Here is an 11360-nt window from a genome sequence, read left to right as displayed (position 1 = left end):
CCGCCACGGCCGGTGGCATGCCGGCCGCGGCGTCCGTACTGGAGTACTTCCCGATAATGCGATCCGTGCCACCCCGCCGTCCCTGGTTGCTCCTGCCGCTGGTGGCCGTCCTGCTGTTTGCCGGATGCGGGCGCGAGGCACCCGACTCTGAAGTGGCACCGCCCCGGCCGGGGCCGATCGAGGAAGTGGTGGTCACCGCGCCGCCGCCGACCGATGCCGCGATGCCCGCGAAGATGCCGCTGCCGCAGCTGTTCCGCGACATCGAAAAGCGCACCTTCCAGTTCTTCTGGGATACCACCGACGAGCGCAACGGCATGACGCCCGACCGTTTCCCGTCGCGGCCGTTCGCCAGCGTGGCGGCCATCGGCTTCGCGCTGACCGCGTATCCGGTCGGCATCGAGAACGGATGGATCGGCCGGCGACAGGCGGTGGATCGCACGCTGTTGACGCTGGAGTTCCTGCTGGAGTCTCCGCAGGGACCGGAGGCGACCGGCACCATCGGCCATCGCGGCTTCTTCTACCACTTCCTCGACATGCGCACCGGCCACCGGTACGAGCCCTGGGTGGAGCTGTCGAGCGTCGACACCGGCCTGATGATGCTCGGCGTGCTGTTCGCGCAGAGCTACTACGATGGCGACGACCCGCGCGAGCAGCGCATCCGGGAGCTCGCGGACGAACTCTACGGGCGCATCGAGTGGCCCTGGCTGCAGCAGCGGCCGCCGCTGATCTCGATGGGCTGGTATCCGGAGCGCGGCTTCATCGAGCACGACTGGACCGGCTACGACGAGGCCATGCTGGTCTACATCCTGGCACTGGGTTCGCCGACGCATCCGGTGGAACCGGAGGCCTGGACCGCCTGGACGCAGACCTATGACGACAGCTGGGGCATTTTCCAGGGCCAGGAATATTTGAGCTTCGCGCCGCACTTCGGGCACCAGTACAGCCACGCCTGGATCGACTTCCGCGGCATCCGCGACGCCTACATGCGCGGCCGCGGCATCGACTATTTCGAGAACTCGCGGCGTGCGACCTATGCCCAGCGTTCCTACGCGATCGAGAACCCGATGGGCTGGAAGGGCTACGGCGCCGATATCTGGGGGCTGACCGCGAGCGACGGTCCCCAGCGTACCGACCAGGAGTTCAACGGCGAGTTGCGCGAGTTCCGCCACTACAGTGCGCGCGGCGCCGGCATCGCGGTAGCCTTCGACGACGGCACCATCGCGCCGACCGCGGCGATCGGCTCGCTGCCGTATGCGCCGGAAATCGTGATCCCGGCTACCCAGGCGCTGGTGGACCAGTACGGCGAGTATCTGTATTCGAGCTACGGCTTCCTGGATGCCTTCAACCCGAGCTTCGACTTCGACATCCCGCTCAAGACCGGCCGCCTGGTCCCGGGCAGGGGCTGGGTGGCGAGCGACTACATCGGCATCGACCAGGGGCCGATCCTGATCGGCATCGCGAACTACCGGAACGATTTCGTCTGGAACGTCATGAAGCGCAACCCGCATATCCGCAGGGGCCTGGAGCGCGCGGGCTTCACCGGCGGCTGGCTGGCGGAGCTGCAGGCGCGTGACGCGGCGGGGGCCGCGGAACGCGCGGCGGACGAAGCGGAGCCGGCGGGCGGGGCCGGCGACCCGGACGGGCCGGCGGAAGCCAGCCCGAGCCCGGCGACTGCACCCGCGCCGCCGCCGCGGGCGGGCTGACGCGGTATGCCCGGGTCGGGTCCCCGAAGCATCCGCTGCGGCCTGTTGCTGGCCGTCCTGGTCGTGGGAAGCCTGCTCGCGGGCTGCGCGCGCAAGGACGCCGACGACACGACCACGATCCGCTTCTGGGCGATGGGTCGCGAGGCGGAAGTCGTCGGGACGCTGCTGCCGGACTTCCATCGCGAGCACCCCGGTCTGCGCGTGGAGGTGCAGGCGATTCCCTGGACCGCCGCCCACGAGAAGCTGCTGACCGCCTATGCCGCCGAGGCGATGCCCGACCTGCTGCAGCTGGGCAATACCTGGATCCCCGAGTTCGCCGCGCTCGATGCGCTGGAGCCTCTCGGCCAGCGCGTCGAGCGCTCGGCCGGTATCAGTGCCGCCGACTATTTCCCGGGCATCTGGGACACGAACCTCGTCGACGGCACGCTGATGGGGGTGCCTTGGTACGTGGACACGCGGCTGCTGTTCTATCGCAAGGACATCCTGCGCGAGGCCGGTGTCGCGCTTCCCTTGCGGACCTGGGACGAGTGGGCTGCCGCAATGGACGCGATCCAGCGCCATGTCGGGCCGGAGCGCTACGCGTTCCTGCTGCCGCTGAACGAATTCGAGCCGCAGCTCTCGCTCGCCCTGCAGCAGTCCGACCCGTTGCTGCGGCAGAACGGCACCAGAGGGAATTTCCAGAGCGCGGGCTTCCGCGAAACGCTGGCCTTCTACGCTCGTATCTTCGACGAGGGCTGGGCGCCGGTGCTGTCGGAAACCCAGATCTCCAACGTCTGGGACGAGTTTTTCCGCGGCTTCAACGCCTTCTACCTCTCGGGCCCATGGAACATCCGCGAATTCCGCCGGCGTGCGCCGCCGGAGTTGGCCGAGCAGTGGGGCACGATGCCGCTGCCGGGTCCCGATGGCCCGGGCGCCGGCATCGCTGGCGGCACCAGCCTGGTGCTGCCGCGGGGCGGCACGAACGCCGACGCCGCCTGGCTGCTGGTGGAGTACCTGTCGCGGCCCGAGGTGCAGCGGCGCTTCCATGCCCTCAGCGGCAACCTGCCGCCGCGGCGCAGCACCTGGGAGCACCCGGACCTGGCCGGTGATCCATTGGCGGCCGCCTTCCGAGACCAACTGGAGCGCGTGCGCCCGACGCCCAAGGTGCTGGAGTGGGAGCGTATCGCGCAGGAGATCCGCCTGGTGACCGAGCGCGTGGTGCGCGGCGGCCTTGCGCAGGACCAGGCGGTGCGCGAACTCGACGCCAGCGTCGACGCGATCCTCGCCAAGCGCCGCTGGATCGTCGAACAGGAGGGGCGCTGATGCGCGGCGGCATCGCCGGCTGGATGTTCGTGGCGCCCGCATTGCTCGTGCTGGGCCTGTTCTTCGCACTGCCCGTGGCCTCGGCGCTGCTGCTGAGCCTGACCGATTTCGACCTCTACGCACTGGCCGATCCGGCGAACCTGCGCTTCGTCGCGCTCGACAACTACATCGAGCTGCTGCGCACGCCGATCTTCTGGAAGGCGCTGTGGAACACCACGTACTTCGTCGTGGTGGGCGTGCCGCTGTCGATCGCGGTCTCGCTGGCCGCCGCGCTGCTGCTCGACTCGCAGCTGGCACGCGCCAAGGCCTTCTTCCGCACCGCGTTGTTCGCGCCGGTGGTAACCACCCTGGTGGCGGTGGCGGTGATCTGGCGCTACCTCTTCCATACCAGCTACGGGCTGGTGAACTGGGCGCTCGGGCACGTGGGCATCGCGCCGATCGACTGGCTGGGCGACCCGCTGTGGGCGATGCCGACGATCATCGGCTTCGCGGTGTGGAAGAACTTCGGCTACAACATGGTGATCCTGCTTGCCGGCCTGCAGGCCATTCCGCGAGAGCTGTACGAAGCCGCGCGCATCGACGGTGCCTCGACCTGGCGGCAGATCGTGCACATCACCCTGCCGTCGCTGGGGCCGGTGCTGCTGGTGGTCTCGGTGATCACGGTGTCGGGCTACTTCCAGCTGTTCGCCGAGCCCTATGTGATGACCCGCGGCGACCCGCTGCAGTCGACGGTGAGCGTGCTGTATTTCATGTTCGAGGAAGGTTTCAAGTGGTGGAACCTGGGTCGCGCATCGGCCGTGGCCTTCCTGCTGTTCCTGGTGATCCTGGGCGCGACCACGCTGCTGCTGCGCGCCGGCCGCAAGCGGGACCTGGTATGAGCGGGCCCGTGGGCGGCTCGCGGCTGGAGGTGCTGCTGGTCAACGGCGCGCTGGCGGCATTCGCGCTGCTGGCGCTGGCGCCGCTGGCGTGGATGGTCTCGGTGTCGTTCATGCCGATGGGCGAGGCCAGCCGCTTTCCGCCGCCGCTGCTGCCGGCCGTGGTCACGCTCGACAACTACCGCGAACTGTTCGCGCGCACCGGCTTCGGCCGCGCCTTCGCCAACAGCCTCATCGTGTCGCTTGCGATCACGCTGGGCTCGCTGCTGGTCAACACCGCCGCTGGCTACGCCTTCGCCAAGCTGCGCTTCCGTGGCCGCGAGCGCCTGTTCCAGCTGATGCTGGCGGCGCTGGTGGTGCCGGCGCAGGTGGCGATGCTGCCGCTGTTCCTGCTGATGAAGGAGCTGGGGCTGGTCAACAGCCTGGGCGGCGTGGTGGTGCCGTCGCTGGCGGGCGTGTTCGGCATCTTCCTGGTGCGGCAGTACGCGCGATCCATCCCCGACGCGCTGATCGAGGCCGCGCGCATCGATGGCGCCGGGGAGCTGCGGATCTTCTTCCAAGTGGTGCTGCCGCTGCTGAAGCCGGTGCTGGTGACGCTTGCGATCTTCACCTTCATGGCGGCGTGGAACGATTTCATGTGGCCGCTGATCGTGCTCGCCGAGCAACAGCAGTACACGTTGCCGGTGGCGCTGGCGGCGCTGTCGCGTGAGCACATCATGGACGTGGAGATGATGATGGCCGGCGCCGTGGTGACGGTGCTGCCGGTGCTGCTGCTGTTCCTGGCGCTGCAGCGGTATTACATGCAGGGGCTGCTGCTGGGCAGCGTCAAGGGTTGAGGAGATGCGGGTGATGGCTTTCGAGGAGACGGTGCGGATGTGCGGGCGCGGTGCGAGGCGCCGCTGCCGGCCGATGCGCTGGACCGTGGCGAAGCTGCTTGTGCTGTCCGCGAGCGTGGTGGCCGCGCCGGCTGCCGCGCAGGAGGTCGTTTCCACCCGCGTGATCGACGACTTCGAAAGCCCACTCGCCTGGAGCACGGTGGCCTCCGACCAGGTCAGCGCCTCGATCCGCGTCGTCGACGGCGACGCGGGGCGCGCACTCTGCCTGGACTACGACTTCAACGGCGTCTCCGGGCACGCCGGTATCCAGCGCGCGCTGCCGCTCGATTTCCCGGGCAACTACCGCTTCGATTTTCGCCTGCGCGGTGACGCACCGGCCAACGACCTGCAGTTCAAGCTCGTCGACGCCAGCGGCGACAACGTCTGGTGGGTGAACCGGACGTCGGTCGAGCCTCCGGCGCACTGGACGCCGCTGCGGCACAAGGCGAGGCACATCGTGAAGGCCTGGGGTCCGGATCCGGATCCGGTGCTGCGGGCCAGCGCGACGCTGGAGTTCGTGGTCTACAACCGGGTCGGCGGCCGGGGTTCGGTGTGTTTCGACGAACTGACCTTCAGCGAACTGGCGCCGGCCGATGACAGTCCGCTCGATGCCACCGCCATCGCCATCGCCGGCAACGCGGCCCTGGCGGTCGATGGGGATGTCGCGACGGCCTGGCGTGCGCCGGCGATTGCCGGCGGCCAGCGGCTGGTGCTCGACCTCGGCAGCGTCCGTGAATTCGGCGGGCTGGTGCTTGACTGGCTGCCGGGTGCGCAGGCATCGCACTACGACATCCAGCTGTCCGACGATGGGGCAGGGTGGCGGAACGTCCGCAAGGTGGAACGGGGCAATGGCGCCCGCGACTGGATCGCGCTGCCGGAGTCGGAAGCGCGCTACGTCGCCCTCGACCTCATCGCCGGGCCCGGTCCGGAGTTCGCGCTCGGCGAGGTCGCGGTGCAGCCGCTCGGATTCAGCGCGCATCCCAATGACTTCGTGCGCGCCGTGGCCGCCGACCTGCCGCGTGGACGTTTCCCTCGCGGGTTCAGCGGAGAGCAGCCCTACTGGACGATCCTCGGCATCGACGGTGGCCTGCAGCAGGGCCTGATCGGCGAGGACGGCGCGGTCGAGGTCGCGCGCGGCGGCTTCAGCGTCGAGCCCTTCGTGCTGGCCAACGGCCGCCTGGTCAGCTGGGCCGACGCTACGCCCCGACAGTCACTGCAGGATGGCTACCTGCCGATCCCCAGCGTCGACTGGCGGCACCGGGACTTCTCGCTGCGCGTCACCGCATTCGCGACGGGGGATGCCGGGAACTCGCAGCTGGTGCTCCGCTACCGCCTGGCCAATGTCAGCGGGCGCGCGCAGGAGCTCCAGCTGGCGCTCGCCGCGCGGCCGCTGCAGGTGAATCCACCGGCGCAGTTCCTCAACACCATCGGCGGCGTGAGCCGGATCGAGGACATCGCCGTCGACGGCGGCATGGTGTCCGTCGCGGGCGTGCCGCGGGTCTTTGCCAAGCAGATTCCGCAGGCGTCGTTCGCATCGGCCTTCGATGCCGGCGACGTGGTGCAGCACCTGGCCGGCGGCAAGCTGCCGGCCACCACGCGCCTGGTGGACGATCCGACAGGCCTGGCGTCGGCGGCCCTGGTCTACAGGATGCGGCTGGGGCCGGGCGAGGTCGGCAGCGTCGAAGTGATGGTGCCGATGACCGGTGGCAGCGGTCCGGCGCGACGGTGGTGGGACGCGGAGCAGCTGCAGCAGCAGGTCGCGACGCAGTGGCGCGCGAAGCTCGACCAGGTGCGCCTGGACCTGCCGCCCCAGGGCCAGGCACTGGCCGACAGCCTGCGCACGGCGCTGGCGCACATGCTCATCTCGCGGGTCGGCCCGCGACTGCAGCCGGGCACGCGTTCGTACTCGCGCAGCTGGATCCGCGACGGCGCGATGATCTCCGAAGGCCTGCTGCGCCTGGGGCGCGCCGACGCCGTGCGCGACTACGTCGAGTGGTATGCGCCCTTCCAGTTCGACGACGGCAAGGTGCCTTGCTGCGTGGATGACCGCGGCAGCGATCCAGTGCCCGAGAACGACAGCCACGGCGAGCTGATCTTCAATATCGCCGAGTACTGGCGCTATACCGGCGACGATGGGTTCCTCGAACGCATGTGGCCGCACGTGCTCGCGGCCTACGAGTACATGGAAGCGCTGGCGCTGAGCGAACGCACCGAAGCCAACCGGGCGATCGACCCCGCCTTCTACGGAATGATGCCGGCCTCGATCAGCCATGAGGGCTATTCGGCCAAGCCGATGCACTCGTACTGGGACAATTTCTGGGCGCTGCGCGGCTACAAGGACGCGGTGCAGGTGGCCGAGGCACTCGGGAAGGACGCCGACGCCGCGCGCATGGCGGCATCGCGCGACCGCTTCCGCGCCGACCTCATGGCATCCCTGGATGCCGCGGCAACGCGGCACGGCATCGACTACCTCCCCGGTGCGGCGGAGCTCGGCGACTTCGACGCCACATCCACCACCATCGCCCTGGCGCCGGGCGGCGAGCTCGCCAACCTCCCGCCCGACCGCCTGCACAAGACCTTCGAGCGCTACTGGCGCGAGTTCGTCGCCCGTCGCGATGGCCAGCGCGAATGGGATGCCTACACGCCCTACGAGTGGCGCAACGTCGGCGCCTTCGTCCGCCTGGGCTGGCGCGAGCGTGCCTGGGAGGCCGCCGACTGGTTGATGGCCGACCGCGCGCCGCCCGCCTGGAACCAGTGGGCGGAAGTGGTGACACCGACGCCGCGCAAGCCCTTCTTCCTCGGTGACCTGCCGCATGCCTGGGTGGCCTCGGACTTCGTGCGCTCGGCGCTGGACATGTTCGCCCACGTGCGCGAGTCCGACGACAGCATCGTGTTGGCCGCGGGCGTGCCCGCCGACTGGTTCGACCAGGGCTTCGGCCTGCGCGGGCTGCGAACGCCAGGCGGCGCGCTGGCCTACGCGTTCCGGCGCGACGACGACGTGCTCGTGCTCGAGGTCGAAGACGGCCTGGCGCTTCCGGCCGGGGGGCTGGTGTTGCCCTGGCCCTGGGTCGGCGGTGCTCCGGGTGCGACGACCATCGACGGTCGCCCCGCCACGTGGGAGGGGAATGAACTGCGTATCCAGCACCTGCCCGCGCGCGTCGAGATCGAGCGTCCCGCGCGCCCGGCGGGCGCCGCGCCACGCGGGTGATCGCGATGCCGGACCCGCGATCCGCGGCCGTCCCCGTCTGGCCGCTGCCGCTGTCCATCGCGGCGTTGCTGGTGGCCGCCGTGCACCTGGCGTGGTGGCTCTCCGTGCGCGACGGCCACGTGCCGGCGTGCATCCCCTACGTGGAAGGCTGCACGTCGATCAGCCGCGCCGCGCGACACGGGCTGGGCAACCACGTCTTCCGCCTCCTGGTGCTGCCGTGCACGGCACTGCTGGCCCTGCACTGGTGGTTGTCGGCGCGGTGGCTGGCGCTGCGCGGCGCAATGCGTGGCGCGCGCTGCCTGGTCGTGCTGGGCATCGCCGCCGCGGTGGCGCTGGCGGTGTACGCCACGTTCCTGGGCACCGACGGCGCCGGGTACCGCTTCATGCGCCGCTATGGCGTCATCGTCTACTTCGGTGCGAGTTATCTCGCGCAGCTGCTGTTCCTGCGCATGGGCCGCGTGGCGGGGGCGCCGGAGGGGCGGCTGCGCACGGCGATGGTAGCGATCTGCGGCCTGATGCTGGCCATCGGCGTCGGCAGCGTGGCGGCGTCTGCGGCAGTGGAGGATCCTCTGCTGAAGGACCGGATCGAGAACGCGCTGGAGTGGCAGCTGGGCGTGCTGCTTGTCGGCTGGTACCTGCTGCAGGCCTGGCTGTGGCGCTGCAGCGGCTATCGGATCGGGTTGGCCCTGGAGCCCGGCAGCCACAGGCCGGCGGGGCAGGCGCGCGCCGAGGTGCGCCAGCGGCGGGACAGGGTGGCGCGCTAGTCGAGGCCGAACAACCTGCGCGCGTTGTCCGAGCGGATCTTCGCCTTCTCCTCAGGGGTCAGCGGGAGTCGCTCCAGGGCCTCCAGGTGCTTCGCAAGCGACATCTGCGGGTAGTCCGAACCGAGCAGCACCTTGTCGATGCCGACATTGCGCAGGGTCCAGACGAACTCGGCCTCGATCGGTGAGCCGGCAGCCAGCAGCACGATCCCGGAAATGTCGAAGTGGACGTTGTCCATGAAGAAGCCGTCGGCGGTGCGCGCCAACGCGAGAATGTTCCAGAAGCGGAAATCCATCCCGCCCATGTGGGCGAAGACCAGGCGCGTACCTTGCGCCTGGACGGCGAGATTGAAGAGCGTTTCGCTGTCGCCTGGGAGGATGCCGGCGTTGTCCATCAGCACGGTCATGCCGAGCTCGCCGGCATTGCGCACCAGTTCAAGCACGCGCGGGTCGGCGGCATTGAACTTCTGCGTGTGGGGATGGATCTTGAGCACCTTCACCCCCTGCGCCGCGACCCGGGTGAGTTCTTCCTGCGCGGCGCGCCCGTCATAGGGATGCACGGTAGCGATCGGCAGCACCTCCGGGTATTTCACCGCAAGCGCGATGACCGAATCATTACCCGCCCTGATCGCCTCCAGGTCGCCTTCGAGTGCCTGGCGCGGGCCACCGAACCACATCGCGCCCAGTCGGGTGGGCCCGACGCCAGCCGCCTCCAGCGCGGCTTCGTATTCGAGCAGCGATGCTTCGCCCTCGCGCAGGTGGACGTGCATGTCGAACGTGGCAGCGTGCTGTGCCTGCGCCAGCGGCGCAGCCAGGACGAGGAGGAGGGCGAGGAGGCGCTTGTGCATGTCAGTGGTTCCGGAACGGGGCGCCATCACGGACACCAAAGGATCCGCAGCGGCGCACCCGGCGTGGTGAACGCCATGCGCACCGGAAACTCCATCGGGTCGTCGCCGCCGAGCACGTCGTCGAGCAGCTCGCGCTTGCGGGCGCCGCGGATGAGCAGCAGGCGGGTATGCGCTGGGGCCAGGCCCGTCGGCGTGAGGCTCACCCGACGCGTCCAGGCGCCGGCGCCGGGACAGCCGGTGGCGTCCACGGCCACGTAGGGCCGCGACGACCTGAGGGCGTCGGCCAGGCCGGGCATCTTCGGGAACAGCGAGGCCACGTGCCCATCCTCGCCCATGCCCAGCACGACGACGCCCGCAGGGTGGGCGGCGTGCATGTTGGCGATGGTCACCGCTTCTTCAATGCTGCGTCCCGGCCGCGTGATCGCTTCGAAGCGCGCGGCGCCGGCGCGGTCGGCGAGCAGCGATTCGCGGACCAGGCGTGCGTTGCTGTCGGGGTCGTCGGGCAGCAGCCAGCGTTCGTCGACCAGGGCGACGTCGACGCGACTCCAGTCCAGCGGTGCACGGGCCAGCGCGGCGTAGACCGGACCGGGCGTGCGGCCGCCGGAGAGCAGCAGGCGCGCGCGGGGCTCGGCTTCGAGCGCGCGCCCAAGCGCCGCAGCCAGGGTGACGGCCGCCGCCCACGCCCACTGCGTGCTGTCCTGGAAGGCCTGGAACTCGACGCCGTGACGCAGTGGAACGGAACCGGCCATGGTGGGGCTCACGCGGCCGCTCCGTGGCGCTGCCGTGCGATGGCCGCGGCACCCAGCAGCCCGGCTTCCGGATGCAGGACGGCCAGCGAGGGCACGGTGGACATCACCGGCGCGAAGCGTCCCTTGTGCTCGAACCGCTCGCGGAAGCCGGAGTGCCGCAGCGTTTCAAGCAGCTCCAGGGTGACGCCGCCGGCGAGATAGACGCCGTCCCATGCCCCGAGCGTGAGTACGAGGTCACCGGCTGCGCTCCCGAGCGCTGCGCAGAAGACATCGACCGCCTGCATGCAGCGTGCGTCACCGGCTTGCGCACCTGCGGCCACGTCGGCCGGATCCATCGGCACGGCGTCGGTGCCGGCCATCGCCGCGAGGGCACGATGGATGTTGACCAGCCCCGGGCCGCTGAGCAGGCGCTCGTTCGATACCCGGCCGTGGTCGCGCGACAGCTGCTCGAGGATGCCGGCCTCGACCGGCGTCGCCGGGGCGAAGCCTGCGTGGCCGCCTTCGGTCTCGAGCGCGATGGCCCGGCCGTCGCGCAGGAGCAGTGCGCCCACGCCCAGCCCGGTGCCGGGACCGATGATGGCGAAGGTGCGGTCGCCGGATGCGGCCGCGGTCGGGCGTGGCATGACGCTGCCGATCTGCGCAAGATCGGACGCGCCGAGCAGCGGGATCGACATCGCCTGCGCGGCGAAGTCGTTCACCAGCAGCGCGTCGTCGAGCCCGAGCGCGGCGCACAGGCGCGGGCGCGAGACCAGCCAGGGATGATTGGTGATGCGTGCGTCGTCGCCGTCGACGCGCCCGGCCACGGCGAACACGCCGGTCCGCAACGCGCCCCTGGCGCTGCCGATGTCGGCGAGATAACGCAGCGCCGCGTCGCCCAGCGAGGCGAAGGCCGCCACCTCATAGCGACGCACGCTGTCGACGAGAAGCGGCGCGGTCGCACGCGGGTCCGCGAGCGCGAAGCGCGCATTCGTGCCGCCGATGTCGGCCAGCAGCACGCGGGTGCCGGCGTCGGTCTGCAGTCGGGAATCGTGCATGCCGG

9 protein-coding genes are annotated in these 11360 nt (G+C 70.2%); 6 read left to right on the top strand and 3 right to left on the bottom strand.

The window, feature by feature from the left end; genetic code table 11:
* Positions 1–65 precede the first annotated feature (65 nt).
* The 6 genes from ACW5E8_RS06530 to ACW5E8_RS06505 all read left to right on the top strand — a co-directional run bounded on the left by ACW5E8_RS06530 (position 66) and on the right by ACW5E8_RS06505 (position 8727).
* Positions 66–1703 (top strand): glucoamylase family protein, encoded by a 1638-nt coding sequence (locus tag ACW5E8_RS06530; protein WP_456964661.1) that lies wholly within the window; start codon positions 66–68, stop codon positions 1701–1703.
* 6 nt (positions 1704–1709) lie between these two features.
* On the top strand, positions 1710–3005 hold the full coding sequence (locus ACW5E8_RS06525; RefSeq protein WP_456964660.1) for a sugar ABC transporter substrate-binding protein: 1296 nt from the start codon (positions 1710–1712) through the stop codon (positions 3003–3005).
* Positions 3005–3883 (top strand): carbohydrate ABC transporter permease, encoded by an 879-nt coding sequence (locus ACW5E8_RS06520; protein ID WP_456964659.1) that lies wholly within the window; start codon positions 3005–3007, stop codon positions 3881–3883. The genes ACW5E8_RS06525 and ACW5E8_RS06520 overlap by 1 nt, the downstream gene beginning before the upstream one ends.
* Complete coding sequence (locus tag ACW5E8_RS06515) at positions 3880–4716, top strand: carbohydrate ABC transporter permease (RefSeq protein WP_456964658.1); 837 nt, start codon at positions 3880–3882, stop codon at positions 4714–4716. The genes ACW5E8_RS06520 and ACW5E8_RS06515 overlap by 4 nt, the downstream gene beginning before the upstream one ends.
* A gap of 73 nt (positions 4717–4789) precedes the next feature.
* Positions 4790–7963 (top strand): discoidin domain-containing protein, encoded by a 3174-nt coding sequence (locus ACW5E8_RS06510; RefSeq protein WP_456965258.1) that lies wholly within the window; start codon positions 4790–4792, stop codon positions 7961–7963.
* A 5-nt stretch (positions 7964–7968) separates the two neighbouring features.
* Positions 7969–8727 (top strand): hypothetical protein, encoded by a 759-nt coding sequence (locus ACW5E8_RS06505; protein ID WP_456964657.1) that lies wholly within the window; start codon positions 7969–7971, stop codon positions 8725–8727.
* On the opposite strand, the gene ACW5E8_RS06500 is transcribed toward ACW5E8_RS06505, so the two are convergent.
* From ACW5E8_RS06500 to glk, 3 genes are read right to left on the bottom strand one after another with little or no spacing between them, the layout of a single operon-like run.
* On the bottom strand, positions 8724–9572 hold the full coding sequence (locus ACW5E8_RS06500; RefSeq protein ID WP_456964656.1) for an amidohydrolase family protein: 849 nt from the start codon (positions 9570–9572) through the stop codon (positions 8724–8726). The genes ACW5E8_RS06505 and ACW5E8_RS06500 overlap by 4 nt on opposite strands.
* A gap of 26 nt (positions 9573–9598) precedes the next feature.
* On the bottom strand, positions 9599–10333 hold the full coding sequence (gene pgl, locus ACW5E8_RS06495; protein WP_456964655.1) for a 6-phosphogluconolactonase: 735 nt from the start codon (positions 10331–10333) through the stop codon (positions 9599–9601).
* A complete protein-coding gene (gene glk / locus ACW5E8_RS06490) occupies positions 10330–11355 on the bottom strand; it encodes a glucokinase (RefSeq protein WP_456964654.1) in 1026 nt (341 codons plus the stop codon). Before glk ends, pgl begins: the two co-directional genes overlap by 4 nt.
* Positions 11356–11360 lie beyond the last annotated feature (5 nt).

The organism is Luteimonas sp. A649, assembly GCF_054072735.1.
The sequence above is the reverse complement of the archived record's forward strand: the minus strand, read 5'-3'. Positions and strand labels throughout refer to the sequence as shown.

Excerpts from the sequence above, each read along its gene's own strand:
- glk (WP_456964654.1), bottom strand. The coding sequence starts at position 11,355 with ATGCACGATTCCCGACTGCAGACCGACGCCGGCACCCGCGTGCTGCTG.
- ACW5E8_RS06505 (WP_456964657.1), top strand. The coding sequence starts at position 7,969 with ATGCCGGACCCGCGATCCGCGGCCGTCCCCGTCTGGCCGCTGCCGCTG.
- ACW5E8_RS06500 (WP_456964656.1), bottom strand. The coding sequence starts at position 9,572 with ATGCACAAGCGCCTCCTCGCCCTCCTCCTCGTCCTGGCTGCGCCGCTG.
- ACW5E8_RS06510 (WP_456965258.1), top strand. The coding sequence starts at position 4,790 with ATGCGCTGGACCGTGGCGAAGCTGCTTGTGCTGTCCGCGAGCGTGGTG.
- ACW5E8_RS06525 (WP_456964660.1), top strand. The coding sequence starts at position 1,710 with ATGCCCGGGTCGGGTCCCCGAAGCATCCGCTGCGGCCTGTTGCTGGCC.
- ACW5E8_RS06515 (WP_456964658.1), top strand. The coding sequence starts at position 3,880 with ATGAGCGGGCCCGTGGGCGGCTCGCGGCTGGAGGTGCTGCTGGTCAAC.
- ACW5E8_RS06520 (WP_456964659.1), top strand. The coding sequence starts at position 3,005 with ATGCGCGGCGGCATCGCCGGCTGGATGTTCGTGGCGCCCGCATTGCTC.